The organism is Endozoicomonas sp. SESOKO1, from assembly GCF_024606265.1.
Lineage (GTDB): Bacteria > Pseudomonadota > Gammaproteobacteria > Pseudomonadales > Endozoicomonadaceae > Endozoicomonas.
Genome location: NZ_JAHHPP010000005.1, coordinates 1 through 16687, shown reverse-complemented (window position 1 = coordinate 16687; position 16687 = coordinate 1). Strand labels below are relative to the sequence as shown.

Below are 16687 nucleotides of genomic sequence, written 5' to 3'. Positions count from 1 at the left end.
CTTTTTTCCCTGAGCCTAAAGATTATCAATAATGTAAAACACAATTCTGTATTGCGCTTCGAGATAGATTAAGTGACCACCGTCCGCCGCTGGGGCTTTCTCACCCGGTTCTGGTACATATTTCAGCGCGCAAAGTTCACTCAGGTAAGGCTCATCGAATGCAAACTGTTCCTTCAGTTTTTCACCACAGCGTAACCATTTGTCCTTGTCGGTACAGTTTGTATCGATAAGCTGGTTAATTTCCTGTTGTAATAACTGAATAGGATAAATAGAGTCAACAAGTTGATATTTGTCTGGACGTTTAGTAGTGATAAGCGAATCAAGCGTTTCCTGGAATTGGGTTAGAATTTTGATGAATTCAGCGTTTTTTGGTTGAGTGTTTGATTGAGAACTTGGTGGAATGTTAAAGAAATTATCATTAAAACGTAAATCCAGAGTTCTGTTAACTTCCTTCAAAATTTTAATGGCCTTGTCAATGTCGGCCCTGGAGATGTCTTTGGGATTAACTGCAAGGTTGCTGGAGATGATGTTTCTGGCAATAAAGATCAGGGAGACCTTTTTTTCCAATTCTTTCATTAGATCCAAGTAATCTTTCAGGCAGTCTGTGAAGGCTCTTTTCAAATTATCAAACACAGCATCTTTTATTTTTTCAGTTGAAACCGTTTGAGTTGAATCAGTGCCAGTCGAGATCGGGTCAGCTGAAACCGTGCGTGAGCTGATGGCTTTGTTGTCAGCTTGACTCTGTTCAACGTTGCCCGATTGACCAGAGAGGTAATTAAAAACAGACGAAACAGCCTTAACAACCCTGCCACAGAAATAGCCGATCAGTCTGAATGGGGCTTTGATTGCTTCGATAAATAAATGCCCGGCGGAAGCGGCGATGTCAGCGATACTTGCCATTAGTTATTCTCCTTTTAAGCGACTCAACGACTGGGAACTCCTTCTGTTTCCTGCATGATCGTACCTGATGGATGTACATTATCTGACCATCGAGTGGTTAAAAGGTTCCATGAAAGTTGATCAAACGCCATCAGTTTGTCTTTAGCAGATATTTATTGGAAACAGCTTTAAACGAGATTCTTTCTCCCGGGTTTTTGCCGTCGAATACGTAGACAAGGCCTTCCCGTTTTTTCTTATTGTTCACTTTGGATTGCCCGTCAGCCTCCATTAATACCCCATCAATAGTTGCAGGCAGGTTCTGGCCATCAGAAACAACAGGGCAGGTGGGCAAGCCCAGGCCTTTGCATATTGTTTCCATTTCACATTTTTTCAGGTATGACTGTTGGTCAATGTCATAAATGTTAAACACATAACACGCATTGCCATTGATAGCGTATCGATTACCTTGTACTTTCTGGCCAATGACCTCAGCTTGTATCGCTATATTTCTCCCCAGGCTTCTGAGTTTTGACTCAAGCCTGTTTTTACTGGCCACCTGGCACAGTGTATTGCCTGAATCTGTTTTCAGTTCGTAATTCCTTGAACAGACACCTAACTTATCATTCCTGAAATAAAATGTTGAACTCGTACCATCCAGCTTCTCTGAGACATAAAATTTTTTATCTTTAAAGGTGGCAAATTCAGCTTTCCGGTTTTGTATTCTTTCTTCATCGTTCTTCGGGATAAAGTGGGGAAACGGACCTTTAATACAGTCATCTGCTGGCAGTCCTCCCGCTGGCTCATATTTGGTAATGCCGAGTTTTGCGGTGACATCATCCCCCGGATTCACTTGTACGCCATTGCCTAATGTTGCAAGCGGTAAAAGCAGGCCTTGTGAGATCTGACCACGGAGTTTGAGGGTTCTCAAACGAAACCCTTCCGTGCCATCGGGTAATACGATATGGGATGATTTTCGGAGAAACTCGAACTCATCCCTGACCGGCAGGATGCTGTCAATTTCACAATAGATAACCGGCTGGCCTGCCTTAAAGTCTGATTTGGCGACCACCACTTTCCAGCCATCCACCGTGGCAACTTCAATGTTATCGGCATTTTCAATAGGTTGTATTTCCGAGATTGTTCTGATAGTAGCCAACAGTCTTCCCTTATCAAGTAGGCCCGGATTGGCTGACAGCTGTGCTGAGTCAGGCTTATCTACCGCAATCGACCGGTCAATGAAAGTTGTTGCATCTTTGGCAATGGCTTGTCCGGAACTATGGGCCTGCCCGTTGACCGACGGCAATTGTTGTGCAAATTCACCACTCTGGAAAGAGTTGGCAACGGACTTGCCAGAAAAAGCCAGACAATTTGATGCATGGAGACCTGAAGTGTTTTCATCCATGCCCAATGACCCGGGGTCTCTGTTAACTACCGTAAAATTCCCGGCACTCCTGCTGAGGCTATCGGAAGGGAAGGACATGGCGCAATTCTCCTCATGGCTGCTCATAACTGCTTGATCAGGATTCCCTGACGCGTTTGACCATGTTGGATCAACAAAAGTTTCGCAGGGTTCCATGCCAGGTGATTAACTTGCCCTGTTCCCAGAGGAAAATAGCCTTATTTGCCCTGGTTGGTCTGAAGCGCAGGTGCCTTGCCACATTGATCGAGGAATTTTGCCCAGACCGTTGTATGGTATTTGATGCTTTGCTCCAGCTGATACCAGGGGCTGCTTATGTCTGACTCCTCAGTGATCAAACTGAGATAGCGTTGGGTTTCATCCTCTGGTGCCGCTGGCAAGTAGGAGAGCAGGCGCTTGAAGTCGTTGCGGATAATTAATCCTTCCTGATGCACCCTGGCAAGATAGGGTTGAATTTTTTCCCGGTAAAAGAGTCGGAAGACATTGTGCAGCCTTTCTTCTTCCGCAGGGTCGGCAGCCGGGCAAACAGGCCTTTGTTGCAGACGGCGGTCCAGTATATCGGCCGCTTGATTCAGTGTCCGGCCTAAAACCGCAGCGGAGTAGATCAACTCGCCAAGATACCAGGAGGCAGAAACCTGCTGTAAGTGGCTCTCCAGGTTGGTGAGGGTGAAGGGGGGAGCAAGCGTTTTATCGGGAAGCAATCTGGTGAGATAGTTCAGGGTTTCACGGGTTCCCTGAAAACCGGTCCGTCCATTGGCGGGTAGCAACCGCCCCTGGCTGCCCAGTTGCCTGCCGAACTCGGTATTGGCGAATACCAGGTTCCACTCAATGCCTGGGAACGACGCCTGTTTTTCGCTGAGTACTTCCTGAAGCCTGGCAATGGCTTCCTGATTCTGGTCAGTTTGCTGCAGGGAATCGATGCACTGTGGTATCAGTGATAACAGGGTTTTCTCATAGAAGTAGTGTTGAGAGGGCAGCATCTGCTTGCCCAGGCTGCTGTTCCTGTAAGCCACTGCCTGGCTGAGTCCGGGGCATTTGAGCAAATCAAGTGCCTCCAGTGCTTTCATGCGGATATCCGGAACCGGGTAAGCGCGTTGTCTTAATGGTGGCAATGCTGGTATGGGGATGTCTGGTTCAGGAGTATCTATACCAGTAACCCGGCTGAGGCGGTGGGTGTATTCCTCCAGAAAATACTCTGGCGAAGCGTGGTCTGAGCATCCGGATAGCATGAGGGCCGAGACAAACAATAAGGTTGGGAACCGGTCTGCAATTATCTTGATCACCAGATCCTCAGGCAGGGATGTTGTGTTTGAGGCTTTCATGTTGGTATAACATAGCCAACCTATTATTTTTAGCTTTTTTTAAGGTTCAGCGCTGGCTGTTAATGAAAACAATTTTATGAAAATCGTTGCTGATGAAAATATTCCTTTGCTGATGGAGTGCTTTGGGGTGATGGGGGAGATAGTTGCACTGCCCGGTCGCAGCATTTCACCGGAGGATGTGCGGGATGCGGATGCCTTGCTGGTAAGATCGGTGACCAAAGTCAGCAGGCAACTGGTAGAAAACAGTTCACTGAAATTCGTTGGGACTGCCACGGCAGGTTTTGATCATATCGACCGGGAATATCTGGCCAGCCGCGGAATTGCTTTCAGTCATGCGCCGGGTTGCAATGCCATGGCAGTGGTTGAATACGTTCTGGCGGCTTTGGACATTCTGGCAGAGCGTGATGGTTTTCAACTGCGTGACCGCAAAGTTGGCATTATTGGCAAGGGGCAGGTGGGTGGTCGCCTGTATCAGATGATGGAGCGTCTTGGGGTAGAAGTCTGTGCCTGTGACCCCTGGCTGGCAGCGAAAGGAAGTAACGGTGATGGTGGCCGCTATGTCAATGTTGATCAACTGATTGAATGGTCGGATGTCATCTGTCTCCACACACCACTGGTCATGGATGGCCCTTACCCAACCCATTACCTGATCGGTGAGCAGCAACTTGAGGCAATGAAACCGGGAACGGTGTTAATTAATGCGGGGCGGGGACCGGTGATTGATAATGCCGCTTTGAAGCAGTGTCTTTGTGAGCGTGAAGATATGACAGTCGTGCTGGATGTCTGGGAGTATGAACCCGATGCAGACCCGGAATTAATGGCCCGGGTAGATATCGCCACTCCCCATATTGCTGGCTACAGCCTGGACGCAAAGATTCGCGGTACAGAAATGATCTACAAGGCAATGTGCCAGCACTTTGGACTTCCTGCCAGGGTTCGTCTGCCTGCGATTACGCCATTGCCGGTACTGAAACAGATGAAGTTCAGTGAAGGAATGACCTTTTCAACCACCTGTTCCAAAGCGATCCGTGCTGTTTACGACATTCGTCGTGATGATGCCACGATGCGAAAAGGGCTGATGGGAGCGGCAGAGTCTCAACGTAAGCTGATGTTTGATTTGTTGCGTAAGGATTATCCGGAACGCCGCGAGTTCAGTACACTGCGAGTAGAATTAAAAAACTGTGCAGCAGAATTAGTGCCTGTCTTTCAGGCATTGCAGTTCAGGATTGGGGATGAACTCTGAATGGAGTTCATTTTTCTTTCCTGAATTTTCTGGATTGAGGCCTAGATATCAAGAAAAACCTGCCAGCAAACCAGTAGCGTTTTAAAATCATCCAGTCCGCAATGGCTGATGGATTCACTATCGTAATAGTCCAGTTCTTCCATTTCGTCACAGTCCATTTCTGTGTCCAGCAGGGCTGCCCGAACTTCGGCATGATCTCGTGTCAGATGAAGGCGATAGTCAATGCCATCATCAAAATATTCCCAGCGCTGTCCTTTCTCCAGACTTTCGATAACCTGTAACAGGTGCTCCAGCTGCTGCCTGTTATTGCCCAGCTCTTCTGTCAACCAGATGCCCATTGCTTCATGGTCCATGGAGAACTGAGCTTCGGGGTGACCGGAAAAATTGCGCTGGAAATGATAGTCCATAGTTTTGTGATATCAGGGAAATCAATAAAAAAGGGAAAGCTATTTTAGGGGGCAGCGCAGGTTTGCCAATAAGTAGTTCAATCAAAAATTAATCAATATGCACCAGATAATGTCGTTCATTTGCAGTTTTGATTTTATTTTGGTGCATGGATTATCGATGACTGGCATCCTGAGGGTTGGCCGGAGAAGCCAGGCCGGACTGGGCTAATTAAGCGGGGCTGATAACGGGCATTTATCAATTTGCCAAAGAACAGGCTAAGCTCACGATTGAGCAAATTATAAAATCAGATAAAAAAAGGACATTCCTGCGCCTGAACGGGCATGGGGATACAATGAAAATGAAAATTTATTCGGAAACCATCCAAGAAATAAAAGCGCTTGTCGAACAGCATGAAATCAGGGATAAGCAGGATATTGAACAATATTTAGACCGCTGCTCAGAGCTTGATCCTGTGGCAGAGGGTATTTATGCCACGGTTTACAACCTTCCCGATGAGCCGGATAAGGTGGTCAAGGTGTGCCCTGACAAGAAAGATGGCTATTACCTTTTTGCCCGATGGTGCATGACACCGGAAAACCAGAGCAACCCACACCTTCCTGTTATTCATCGTGAAGATGTCATTACCTTACCCTGCGGGATCGTGGTTCGCATTTACGTGGTTGAGCGCCTTTCAGATTTTATGGATGATGGATCGCGGGCAACCCAGCCCCGGCACTTTCATGACTATGACTTTGGCCTTTTATGGGGGGCTTGCAAGGCGGTCATGCAGTCTTTTGGCGTGGATAACAGCGGCTTTAACGGGGAAATCAAAACGCTGGAAGTGTTTGTTGAGAAGATCAAGGTATCAAGTTCTAACCTGGTGAAAAGAACGGACAACGATATTTCGGATGTTGTTGATAGCAGTATCATTGAATCCCATGATGACTTTCTGCAAACACTCTTTGATGTTTTGACCCAGCTTTCTACGGTGGGCTCAATGGACCTTCACGGTGGTAACTTTATGCTTCGTGGTGATACGGTTGTGATTACTGACCCAATTGCCCACAAGTATGCGGCTTAATACGCCAGCTTCCTGATAAGTACTTTGTTTGCATATTATTGGGAGCATTCATTGTCCTGAAAACTGAAGCTGAGCTGGAGACGGTAATATTTGCATATTGAGCTGATCGCCTGTTCTGCCTTAGCTTTGATACTCTCAAGCTCGTTTTTAGTTGGCAAAGTATCGTTATGGATGGTTATCTCTATATTGACCCATAGCCATCTGCCGAGCCAGATCATGCTGATACTGATTTTCTGAGCGTGCCACTGTTCTGCAATTACATTTCTTGTTGACTCTAAAAGCTCCGGCGTAGCAACGTCTTTTAACAGCAATTGTCTAAAGTTCTTGTGTACTGTCCTGAGGGGGAGCCCGACCAGAAACAGCAGTAGCGAGATGGTGAGTATGGAATCGATAAAAGGGGTAACCGGGTGACTATTTCCTAACTGGTACGCAATGGCAAACGCTACAGTAGCCCCTGCACTGACAGCAGAGTCAACCAGCCATTCCTGACATTCAAAATAGATCAGCGGTGATGGTTTTGAGCGATTGAGCAGAAAAAAAAGTGTGGCGGTAGCACCTCCGATGATTGTTGAAAAAATCTCGTAAGCCAGGGCAAGGTCAAACTCCGGTATATACCCCCCCGTGATCAGTTTGCAGACAGAAAAAGAGAGCAGGGCAAGGCAAAGTCCCAGCAGGATAATGCCTTCGAAAAATAGCATTAATGGCTCAAGCGTGGGATAGCCGTAGGGGCTTTCAGGGGTTGGTGGCAACTTGACTATCTGGGATATTCTTACGTTTGCCATCATTGTCAAGGTACAGAGCAGGGAATAACAGCCGTCGAGAAGTACCGCATTTGAACGACTGTAGAAGGCAACAAGAATACCTGTTACACCAAAAAAAAGTTCAAGTACAACAGAACAGCGCAGGATGTTGAGTTCATTTAGCTGTAACCATTGATACATATTTTGCTCATCATGAATTTTTCAGGAGTGTGAGAATCTGCCCTATACGATCTTTAAAGATGACTAATCGATGAAGCATTGAGCAGACCCTTGTGGATTAAGGGTATTTATTCTCAGATTTTTAAATGTGAAATTACAAAGTGTCGGATTTGCATAAAGGCAACCATCTAAAATCAGGTATGTTTTATAGCAAATCATAGTGCCACTTGGGTTTTATTCTAGGCTGGAAGAGAGCTATCGCAGTATGGCAACCGCTGAATGGTGTATTTACAATACACATCAAAAATTAATTCAGGCCTGCGGCTTGTGCATTCATGGTTTTTCCCTCTTCAACACTGAACTATGCAAGCCATTAAATTATCCCTTCAGGTGTCTGGTCTTCAGTGATTAAGGGATAGCTATCCAGGTTTGGCAGCTGGTAGTGCCACCACTCAGTTCTCAGGGGGTTAAAACCGGCAATATTCATCACACCTGCCAACAAAAGCCGGTTGCGCTGTGCTTCTTCTGAAACCAGATCGTTACCATGGTGAGCCAGCGGGCGGAAGTCATCAAACAGACTACCCATTTCAAGCTCTCTGCCAAAACGGTCGGTGATGGTGAGATCTAACGCAACGCCCCTGCAGTGAGGGCATGGGCTGAATTCCGGGTTACCAACGTAATCAGGGTCAGGCATATGTTTATAAAGGGTTTTCTGTGCCGACAATGGACGAAAGGCATCCCAGATTTTGAGTCTGAGATTGAGTGGTTTCAGCAGCTCAACCGCTTTCAACAGGCACGCCAGAGCGTCAGTATGCAAATAGCACAGGTTACTTTTGTAAACAGGTTTGCCAGTGAAATTGTTGCTACTGGCGTAGACAATATCAAGCGTTACCGGATGGCGTTTTTCGCTAAGCAGAACCAGATTGCCGATGTTATTTATTATCGTCATTGGCGTCTCCATACCAAGGCAAATGGCAAGCATAGTCACTATTTCACAGGTTTCCTGTATTTTTAGCGGGGGCTGGGGAATGGCAATAGCGTGTTTTTAGCTGCCGCTTTCGTTAAGGCAAACATTTTGCCACTGCCTGATAAACCAAACATATGAACTATCAGTTAGCCAATTGGTCTCACATGCAAAACGCTTTATTCAGGTCAGCATGTTTATGGAAAGTCTTCACCAGCCAGTTCCCAGGTGCACGCCACTGACTCGCTGCGAGAAGAACTTTGGATTGCAATTGGGGCCTCAGTGTAAGGTTTATGCCCTGGCCGTTGTGCACCATGTTTTATGTGCCTGCGGTCAGCTCCTGCCCTACAAAAATGGTGATACGAATGCATTAAGCGCACGTAAAATTGCCAAGTCCTGCGGTTCGGCCGTTGGTGAGATTACCTCACCCAAGCAGTTTCAGAAAGTGGCCTGCGGTATGGGTATGGACACCAGTTTACTTGAATATAAAGACCCGGTTGAGATGGTGTCGCTTCTCGACCATGCCTTTCGAATGGAGTGTCATGTCATCGTTTTTGTCCAGATGGACCGGGATACCCAAAGTCACCCGGCATCGTCCGACTGCCAAAGTCAGTGGCTTGAGCACGCCATTGTGGTTATCGGTTGGAGTTCAGACACTCTGACAACGCTTAAAGCCCAGGGTGATGTTAGTAATATAGAGTACAAAACGCTCAGCGTGACCTGTTTTGCCCGATCCGGTGGTACAGAAGATATCAGCCTGTCCGAGATCTACAACAGCTCCTGCCAGGTGGCGGAACAGAGAAAGCCTGAGCGTTTCTACAAACATTTGACCCTCGATCGTCATTTGCCAGATCGTACTATCAAGGACTCCTGGCTTGGTATCTGTGATCCATTTCTCAAAGGTGGGGACTCTTGCTACTGGCACGATTTTGATTTTCGTTACCAACACTTCCTTAAGCTCCATTGCGAAAGGTATCCGGATTTGCACATATCCTCTGACCCGAACGCTTTATTCGATAGGGCAGCGTCCGGGCTGATTCCTGGAATTGTTACCCGTGAATCTTTTTCGGACAACCACAGTTTCAGAAAGAAACTGGTCGTAGTCTCCTTGAAGACGACAGATGACTACATTATGAGTGAGGTAGAGCCGAAAGGTTGACAAGCTGAAACTTTTTGATGGTCTTATGTTCTTTCATGGAGTGAACCGTAATCTGAGCCAGTCAAAATTTCAGGAGAGAGTATGTCAAATCCCATAGTACTGTTGCCCATGGCGAAATCATTTCTGGCAAAAATGACAACAATAATGAAAAAAAAGTCGGGCAGGGCGGACAGGGAAAGATGGGAGCGGAAAGGGAGAATCGGAGTAAATCCGGTATCACGTTTGAGTGACACCGGGAAAGATAAAGAGGAGAAGGTTAACTGCGATCGGCTACATGTATGTAGTCACGTTTTGCTTCACCGGTGTATAGCTGACGAGGACGCCCGATACGGTAGTCACCGCTGATCATTTCATGCCAGTGGGCAATCCAGCCCGGAGTGCGACCGGTAGCAAAGATTACGGTAAACATCTCTGTCGGAATACCCAGCGCCTTGAGAATAATCCCGGAGTAGAAATCCACATTAGGGTAGAGCTTCTTCTTGATGAAGTACTCATCTTCCAGGGCAATCCTCTCCAGACGCTTGGCAATCCTGAACAGAGGGTCATTTTCAAGACCCAGTTCGGTCAGGACTTCGTCGCAGGTTTGCTTCATTACTTTGGCGCGAGGGTCAAAGTTTTTGTAAACACGGTGTCCAAAGCCCATCAGGCGGAACGGGTCATCTTTGTCTTTTGCCTTGGCAATATACTCATCGATATTAGCTTCATCACCAATCTCGTTCAGCATAACCAGTACGGCTTCATTGGCACCGCCATGAGCAGGCCCCCAGAGCGCAGCGATACCGGCAGCAATACAGGCAAACGGGTTGGCACCGGAAGAGCCTGCAAGACGGACGGTGGAGGTAGATGCATTCTGTTCATGGTCAGCATGAAGCAGGAAAATGCGATCCATAGCCTTTGCCAGAACAGGCTTGACTTCGTACTCTTCACAGGGTGTGGCAAACATCATGTGGAGGAAGTTACCGCCGTAGCTCAGGTCGTTTCGTGGATAAATAAACGGCTGTCCAATGGAGTATTTGTAGGCCATGGCAGCAAGCGTAGGCATTTTGGAAATCAGTCGGTAGGCGCAGATTTCACGATGTAATTCATTGGTGATGTCCAGTGAGTCGTGATAGAACGCCGAGAGGGCCCCGACAACGCCACACATGACCGCCATCGGGTGGGCATCGCGACGGAATCCGGAAAACAGGTCACTCATCTGTTCATGGATCATGGTGTGACGCATGATGGTGTTTTCAAACTTTTCCTTTTCCTGACGGCTTGGGAGATCTCCGTACAGGAGCAGGTAACAGGTTTCCAGGTAATCCGACTGTTCGGCCAGTTGTTCTATTGGATAACCGCGATGGAGAAGAATGCCTTTGTCTCCATCGATGTAGGTTATTTTGGACTCACAGGATGCAGTAGAAACAAATCCCGGGTCGTAGGTGAACAGACCGCTGGAAGTCAGCCCCCTGACATCAACAACATCAGGCCCGAGAGAGCCTGAATAAATCGGTAACTCCAGAGCCTGGTTGGTGCCGTCTTCCATGCCGGGAATGGAGAGTAGAGCTTTCTTGTCAGCCATGTATGGCCTCCTGTCATGCCGTTTAATCTCGTTATAGTTACTTTAGATGGATGCTTTTTTTCAAAAATGAAGCCAGAAAATCACAAATAAAGTCGGAGGCTTGTTTAAAAAACATTCCAATTAATTATTGTCAGCCCCTTGTTACGGTTCGACCACTATAGAGAGATATATTTTTTTGTCAAACGAACTGATTGTGAGTGTAATTCGTAACGAACATATGTTTTACGGTGTATTTGTTTAGGGGTAAATGCTTAAAAAAGTGAGCAATTGTAATTATACAGTAGAGTGTATATACTCCGATTCAAAGGCCGTAAGGGTAGGTTTTCTGACCCCAGCTTTAAATTGAGGGGAACTCGTTTGATTTGAACGTGGCATTCCCTGCTTGCTTGTCGTAGGGTCCAGAGAACCTGGATGTTCTTGCTGATTCTGCTGTGAACGCCAACGGGCGTTGGGGCAAATAGAGTGAATAGCAAAAGACCTGTCAATCTCGATATTACAACAATTAAATTACCCCTGCCTGCATACACCTCGATATTGCACCGCATATCGGGTGTTATCCTTTTTGTTGGTTTGGGTTTTCTTCTGTATGGACTGGAACTGTCGCTTGCATCCGAAGCGTCGTTTGATGCTCTGAAAGCCTTGCTTTCAGCTCCCCTGGCAAAGTTCATAATCTGGGGCATTTTGTCCGCCCTCATTTATCATTTTATTGCCGGAGTGAAACATCTTTTGATGGATATGGATGTGGGGGATGGTAAGGAGTCCGGAAGCCTGGGTGCTGTTATTACCCTGGCTCTGTCAACAGTGCTGATTATCCTTGCGGGGGTTTGGGTATGGTAACCAATATCACCAATTTGTCCCGCAGTGGGCTTTATGACTGGATGTTACAAAGGATGACGGCAATTATCCTTGGTGCCTATTCGGTTTTCCTGTCGGGTTATCTGGTTATGAATCCCGGTCTTCAGTTTGGTCAATGGGCTGACCTATTCAATGAGACATGGGTACGGATTTTTACCCTGCTGGCACTGATTTCTATTCTGGCTCACGCCTGGATCGGTATGTGGACGATTACCACGGACTATTTTAATGATCGCGCTTTTGGCAGTAATTCTGTTCTTATTCGTTTTCCTATACAGGTTGTGTGCTTTATTGCCCTGTTCAGTTATGTGATCTGGGGCGTGCAAATTCTTTGGGGGCTTTGATCGATGTCAGCACTTCGTACCCTTACCTATGATGCCATCGTTATAGGTGGTGGGGGCGCAGGCATGCGTGCTGCGCTCCAGCTTACTGAAGCAGGTATTAAAACTGCCTGTGTCAGTAAGGTATTTCCTACCCGTTCCCACACGGTCTCTGCCCAGGGTGGTATTACCTGTGCGATTGCCAGCGCTGACCCAAAAGATGACTGGCGCTGGCACATGTTCGATACGGTGAAAGGTTCCGACTATATTGGTGACCAGGATGCTATTGAGTATATGTGCTCGGTGGGTCCACAGGCGGTATTCGAGCTGGAGCATATGGGGTTGCCATTCTCCCGGACTGAAGAGGGAAGAATTTATCAGCGTCCCTTTGGCGGTCAGTCCAAGGACTTTGGCAAAGGTGGTCAGGCCGCCAGAACCTGTGCAGCTGCAGATCGTACTGGGCATGCGCTGCTTCACACGTTGTATCAGGCTAACTTGAAGGGTGGTACGACCTTCCTCAATGAATGGTATGCCGTTGACCTGGTAAAGAATCAGAAAGGACAGGTTGCCGGTGTTATTGCAATTGATATTGAAAGTGGCGAAACCGTTTATATCAAGGCAAAAGCAACGGTAATGGCCACCGGTGGTGCTGGGCGTATTTATGCTTCTACTACCAATGCCCTGATCAATACCGGTGACGGTATCGGTATGGCGTTGCGCGCCGGCTATCCAATGCAGGATATGGAAATGTGGCAATTCCATCCCACCGGTATTCATGGTGCGGGTGTGCTGGTAACAGAGGGTTGCCGCGGTGAAGGTGGCTATCTGATTAACAGTGAAGGTGAACGCTTCATGGAGCGTTATGCGCCAAACGCCAAAGACCTGGCTGGCCGGGATGTTGTGGCGCGTTCCATGGTGATCGAGATTCTTGAAGGTCGTGGTTGTGGTCCCAATAAGGATCACGTGTTGCTGAAGCTGGATCATCTGGGTGAAGAGACGCTGAACCTGCGGCTGCCCGGTATCTGTGAGCTGTCTAAAACCTTTGCTCATGCCGATCCTGTTAAAGTACCGGTACCTGTGGTGCCAACCTGTCACTATATGATGGGTGGGATTCCCACCAATGTTGGCGGTCAGGCTCTTCGTCAGGATGGGGCAGGAAATGATGAAGTGATTGAAGGCCTCTATGCTTGTGGTGAGGCGGCCTGTGTATCTGTTCATGGTGCCAATCGTCTGGGTGGTAATTCTCTGCTGGATCTGGTGGTCTTTGGTCGTGCAGCAGGTCTGCAGATTGAGAAGAACCTGAAAGAGGGTTTTGATTCTGTGGATGCCTCAGACACTGATGTGGAAGCAGCCTTGTCCCGACTTGATCGCCTGAACAAATCAAGCAGTGGTGAAAGCGTTGCCAAGGTACGCGCTGACCTGCAGAACACCATGCAGCTCTATTTTGGTGTGTTCCGCGAAGGTGAGAGCATGCAGAAAGGTCTCAAACTGCTGGATGAGTTGGGTGAACGTCTGGCGAATCTTCATTTGGAGGATAAGAGTCAGGCGTTTAACACGGCCAGAATTGAAGCGCTTGAGTTGGAAAATCTGTATCAGGTTGCTTATGCAACTGCTATTTCGGCAGAGGTCAGAACAGAGTCTCGTGGTGCTCATGCCCGTAATGATTACCAGGAGCGGGATGATGAAAACTGGTTGGCGCACTCACTTTACTCACCGATTGATCAATCAGTCAGTAAGCGTGCTGTCAACTTTGCCCCGGCAACCATGGAGGCATTTCCTCCTAAGGCAAGAAGCTACTAGGGGAGACTAATGAAGGTAAGTATCTATCGCTATAATCCGGAAGCCGACAAAAAGCCCTATATGATGGACTTTGATGTCGCGATCCCGGAGGGCAAGGACCTGATGGTTCTGGACGTTCTGAATCTGATTAAAGAGCAGGATCCAACGCTGGTTTACCGGCGTTCCTGCCGAGAGGGGGTTTGTGGCTCCGACGGCCTGAGTATTGGTGGTACCAATGGTCTGGCCTGTATTACCCCTTTGTCAGAAGCTGCCAGGGGGAATAAACTGGTCATACGTCCACTGCCTGGATTGCCAGTGATCAGGGACCTGGTTGTCGATATGAGTCTTTTCTATAAACAGTATGAAAAGATCAAGCCATACCTGATTAACGATACCCCGCCCCCGGCAATAGAACGCCTGCAGTCCCCTGAAGACAGGGAGAAGCTGGACGGGCTTTATGAGTGTATTCTCTGTGCCTGTTGCTCAACAGCTTGTCCTTCCTTCTGGTGGAATCCAGACAAATTTGTTGGGCCTTCCGGTCTGTTGCAAGCCTATCGTTTTCTTGCCGATAGCAGGGATACAGCAACAGAGGAGCGTCTGGCGGACCTTGATGACCCGTTCAGTGTTTTCCGTTGCCGAGGTATCATGAACTGCGTCAACGTCTGCCCTAAAGGCTTGAACCCGACACGGGCTATTGGTCATATCCGGCAGATGTTGTTTAAGAGCGCAACGTAGTATATTTACGGGTCATGCTTTCCTGCTGGTGGTTGTTGGCAATAAAAATTCCCCGGTAAAGTCTTTTTTCGGGGTACTTCCGAGCCAGAGAGCCGCAAAGTTAGCTAAGCTGTGTCAGGAGTGTGCAGGCGGCTTCTGAAAGGATTAAGCCTGTTGTTACGCATTATGAAATGAATTGTGTTGCGGCCAATTATGGGGCCGCAATAGCTTGAACCAGCAGGGGCGGTCGGAAAACATCCGATCTTATCTGAGGGGGACTGTTCACTGACTGACGATCGACACCATCAGTGACCTCTGTTTTTCAGCCAGTCAGGGTTGCAGAAGCAGGTTTCCCGGGATAAGCCCCAGACTCACGGGGTAATAATCATGCAAGAAGGTGTAATGCAGCGGATGTGGAGTTCATCCCACATTGCAGGGGGAAATGCTGCATACGTCGAGGATATGTACGAACGCTATCTGCGCGACCCCAATAGTGTTGAGGTGCAGTGGCGAGACTATTTTGAAAAGTTGCCCCCGGTCAGTGGTGGAGGTGCCGATGTTCCCCACTCTACCATCCAGGAAAATTTCATTCTGATGGCGCGTCAGCGCCAGACTACCCGCCCGATTCAGATATCATCGGTTTCCAGTGATCATGAACGCAAACAGGTTCAGGTTTTGCGCTTGATCAGCGCTTTTCGGATCCGAGGTCATCAGCAGGCTGCTATCGACCCGCTTGGTGTGATGAAACGGGAAGAATTCCCTGATCTTTCCCTAGCCTACCATGGTCTCAGTGAAGCGGATCTGGATACTGAGTTTCAGACGTCAACGCTCTTTATTGGCAAAGAATACGCTTCTCTTCGGGAAATATACGATGCCTTGAAAGCCACCTATTGCCAGTCAATTGGTGTTGAGTATATGCACATTCCCCAGACAGAAGAGCGACGCTGGTTCCAGAGCCGTATGGAAAGTGTTCGCAGCCGACCGGAAGTCGGGGTGGATGCCAGGCTTCACTTGCTGGAGCGATTGACCGCAGCAGAGGGGCTGGAAAAATACCTGGGGACAAAGTTTCCCGGAACCAAGCGGTTTGGCCTGGAGGGTGGTGAATCTCTGATCCCCATGCTGGATGAAATTATTCAGCGCTCCGGCTCCTATGGTTCGAAGGAGCTGGTTATCGGCATGGCTCACCGCGGCCGCTTGAACGTGCTTGTTAATATTCTGGGTAAGAAACCTGGTGATCTGTTTGACGAATTTGAAGGCAAGAGGCTGGTTGAACGGGGATCCGGTGATGTGAAATACCATCAGGGCTTTTCTTCCAATGTGATGACACCGGGTGGTGAGGTGCATCTTGCCCTGATGTTTAACCCATCGCACCTGGAAATTGTTACCCCGGTTGTCGAGGGTTCTGTCAGAGCCCGTCAGGACCGCCGCAGGGACTCTGTTGGCAATCAGGTAGTCCCTGTTGCTATTCACGGTGATGCCGCTTTTGCCGGGCAGGGTGTGGTCATGGAAACCCTGCAGATGTCCCAGACCCGGGCCTATAAAACCGGTGGAACCATTCATATCATCATTAACAATCAGGTTGGCTTTACCACCAGTTTCCGTGAGGATGCACGATCAACGGAATACTGCACCGATGTTGCCAAGATTGTGGGAGCACCGATCCTTCACGTTAATGGTGATGATCCGGAAGCGGTTCAGTTTGCCACCAAACTGGCACTTGATTACCGAATGGAATTCCATAAAGACATTGTTGTTGACCTCGTCTGTTATCGTCGTCGCGGGCACAATGAGGCGGATGAGCCGTCTGCAACCCAGCCGATGATGTACAGCAAGATTAAATCTCACATGACCACCCGTGATCTTTACGCCAGGGCTTTGCTGGGGGAAGGTGTGATCAGTGAAGCGGGTGATAAAGAGCTGGTAGAGAGTTTTCGTAATGCCCTCGACAATGGCGAGCACGTCGTCAAGGCCCTGGTAAAAGAGCCTAATAAACAACTCTTTGTCGACTGGGTTCCCTATCTTGGTCACGAATGGACTGCCCGTCATGATACCCGTGTCGCTGTAGGAACACTGCAGTCATTAGGCC

At 48.2% G+C, this 16687-nt stretch carries 15 protein-coding genes; 8 read left to right on the top strand and 7 right to left on the bottom strand.

The window, feature by feature from the left end:
• Nucleotides 1-15: 15 nt before the first annotated feature.
• From KDK13_RS00380 to KDK13_RS00370, 3 genes are all read right to left on the bottom strand, one after another.
• Nucleotides 16-900: a hypothetical protein gene (locus KDK13_RS00380; RefSeq protein ID WP_257282742.1), complete on the bottom strand. Its 885-nt coding sequence runs from the start codon at nucleotides 898-900 to the stop codon at nucleotides 16-18.
• 130 nt (nucleotides 901-1030) lie between these two features.
• The gene (locus KDK13_RS00375; protein WP_257282741.1) at nucleotides 1031-2359 is read right to left on the bottom strand and encodes an RNA ligase (ATP); all 1329 of its coding nucleotides are present in this window, start codon (nucleotides 2357-2359) and stop codon (nucleotides 1031-1033) included.
• A 137-nt stretch (nucleotides 2360-2496) separates the two neighbouring features.
• On the bottom strand, nucleotides 2497-3618 hold the full coding sequence (locus KDK13_RS00370; RefSeq protein WP_257282740.1) for a DUF3080 domain-containing protein: 1122 nt from the start codon (nucleotides 3616-3618) through the stop codon (nucleotides 2497-2499).
• Nucleotides 3619-3694: 76 nt separating this feature from the next.
• Between KDK13_RS00370 and pdxB the strand changes: the two genes are divergently transcribed.
• Nucleotides 3695-4861 carry a 4-phosphoerythronate dehydrogenase PdxB gene (pdxB, locus tag KDK13_RS00365; protein WP_257282739.1) on the top strand — a complete coding sequence of 389 codons (1167 nt, stop codon included), beginning with the start codon at nucleotides 3695-3697 and terminating at the stop codon, nucleotides 4859-4861.
• A 41-nt stretch (nucleotides 4862-4902) separates the two neighbouring features.
• On the opposite strand, the gene KDK13_RS00360 is transcribed toward pdxB, so the two are convergent.
• Nucleotides 4903-5268: a YacL family protein gene (locus KDK13_RS00360; RefSeq protein WP_257282738.1), complete on the bottom strand. Its 366-nt coding sequence runs from the start codon at nucleotides 5266-5268 to the stop codon at nucleotides 4903-4905.
• Between the two features lie 332 nt (nucleotides 5269-5600).
• On the opposite strand from KDK13_RS00360, the gene KDK13_RS00355 reads away from it, so the two are divergent.
• Entirely contained in the window at nucleotides 5601-6329 is a 729-nt protein-coding gene (locus KDK13_RS00355) for a hypothetical protein (RefSeq protein ID WP_257282737.1), read from the top strand.
• A 35-nt stretch (nucleotides 6330-6364) separates the two neighbouring features.
• Here the strand turns inward: KDK13_RS00355 and KDK13_RS00350 are convergent, their stop codons facing one another.
• Complete coding sequence (locus tag KDK13_RS00350) at nucleotides 6365-7270, bottom strand: cation transporter (protein WP_257282736.1); 906 nt, start codon at nucleotides 7268-7270, stop codon at nucleotides 6365-6367.
• A 352-nt stretch (nucleotides 7271-7622) separates the two neighbouring features.
• Nucleotides 7623-8198 carry a D-alanyl-D-alanine dipeptidase gene (ddpX, locus tag KDK13_RS00345; protein ID WP_257282735.1) on the bottom strand — a complete coding sequence of 192 codons (576 nt, stop codon included), beginning with the start codon at nucleotides 8196-8198 and terminating at the stop codon, nucleotides 7623-7625.
• 214 nt (nucleotides 8199-8412) lie between these two features.
• On the opposite strand from ddpX, the gene KDK13_RS00340 reads away from it, so the two are divergent.
• Complete coding sequence (locus KDK13_RS00340) at nucleotides 8413-9372, top strand: hypothetical protein (protein ID WP_257282734.1); 960 nt, start codon at nucleotides 8413-8415, stop codon at nucleotides 9370-9372.
• 256 nt (nucleotides 9373-9628) lie between these two features.
• Here KDK13_RS00340 and gltA read toward each other — a convergent pair whose 3' ends face one another.
• Complete coding sequence (gltA, locus tag KDK13_RS00335; protein WP_257282733.1) at nucleotides 9629-10933, bottom strand: citrate synthase; 1305 nt, start codon at nucleotides 10931-10933, stop codon at nucleotides 9629-9631.
• A 462-nt stretch (nucleotides 10934-11395) separates the two neighbouring features.
• Between gltA and sdhC the strand changes: the two genes are divergently transcribed.
• From sdhC to KDK13_RS00310, 5 genes are all read left to right on the top strand, one after another.
• A complete protein-coding gene (gene sdhC, locus KDK13_RS00330; protein WP_257282732.1) occupies nucleotides 11396-11770 on the top strand; it encodes a succinate dehydrogenase, cytochrome b556 subunit in 375 nt (124 codons plus the stop codon).
• Entirely contained in the window at nucleotides 11764-12132 is a 369-nt protein-coding gene (gene sdhD, locus KDK13_RS00325) for a succinate dehydrogenase, hydrophobic membrane anchor protein (protein ID WP_257282731.1), read from the top strand. The genes sdhC and sdhD overlap by 7 nt, the downstream gene beginning before the upstream one ends.
• 3 nt (nucleotides 12133-12135) lie before the next feature.
• Entirely contained in the window at nucleotides 12136-13908 is a 1773-nt protein-coding gene (gene sdhA / locus KDK13_RS00320; protein ID WP_257282730.1) for a succinate dehydrogenase flavoprotein subunit, read from the top strand.
• Nucleotides 13909-13917: 9 nt separating this feature from the next.
• On the top strand, nucleotides 13918-14622 hold the full coding sequence (locus tag KDK13_RS00315; RefSeq protein ID WP_257282729.1) for a succinate dehydrogenase iron-sulfur subunit: 705 nt from the start codon (nucleotides 13918-13920) through the stop codon (nucleotides 14620-14622).
• Between the two features lie 366 nt (nucleotides 14623-14988).
• The coding region (locus tag KDK13_RS00310; protein WP_257282728.1) for a thiamine pyrophosphate-dependent enzyme at nucleotides 14989-16687 on the top strand (1699 nt) is incomplete at its 3' end.

Bases quoted from the DNA above. Each gene is read 5' to 3' on its own strand.
- KDK13_RS00380 (WP_257282742.1), bottom strand. From the start codon at position 900: ATGGCAAGTATCGCTGACATCGCCGCTTCCGCCGGGCATTTATTTATC.
- KDK13_RS00375 (WP_257282741.1), bottom strand. From the start codon at position 2,359: ATGTCCTTCCCTTCCGATAGCCTCAGCAGGAGTGCCGGGAATTTTACG.
- KDK13_RS00370 (WP_257282740.1), bottom strand. From the start codon at position 3,618: ATGAAAGCCTCAAACACAACATCCCTGCCTGAGGATCTGGTGATCAAG.
- pdxB (WP_257282739.1), top strand. From the start codon at position 3,695: ATGAAAATCGTTGCTGATGAAAATATTCCTTTGCTGATGGAGTGCTTT.
- KDK13_RS00360 (WP_257282738.1), bottom strand. From the start codon at position 5,268: ATGGACTATCATTTCCAGCGCAATTTTTCCGGTCACCCCGAAGCTCAG.
- KDK13_RS00355 (WP_257282737.1), top strand. From the start codon at position 5,601: ATGAAAATGAAAATTTATTCGGAAACCATCCAAGAAATAAAAGCGCTT.
- KDK13_RS00350 (WP_257282736.1), bottom strand. From the start codon at position 7,270: ATGTATCAATGGTTACAGCTAAATGAACTCAACATCCTGCGCTGTTCT.
- ddpX (WP_257282735.1), bottom strand. From the start codon at position 8,198: ATGACGATAATAAATAACATCGGCAATCTGGTTCTGCTTAGCGAAAAA.
- KDK13_RS00340 (WP_257282734.1), top strand. From the start codon at position 8,413: ATGGAAAGTCTTCACCAGCCAGTTCCCAGGTGCACGCCACTGACTCGC.
- gltA (WP_257282733.1), bottom strand. From the start codon at position 10,933: ATGGCTGACAAGAAAGCTCTACTCTCCATTCCCGGCATGGAAGACGGC.
- sdhD (WP_257282731.1), top strand. From the start codon at position 11,764: ATGGTAACCAATATCACCAATTTGTCCCGCAGTGGGCTTTATGACTGG.
- sdhA (WP_257282730.1), top strand. From the start codon at position 12,136: ATGTCAGCACTTCGTACCCTTACCTATGATGCCATCGTTATAGGTGGT.
- KDK13_RS00315 (WP_257282729.1), top strand. From the start codon at position 13,918: ATGAAGGTAAGTATCTATCGCTATAATCCGGAAGCCGACAAAAAGCCC.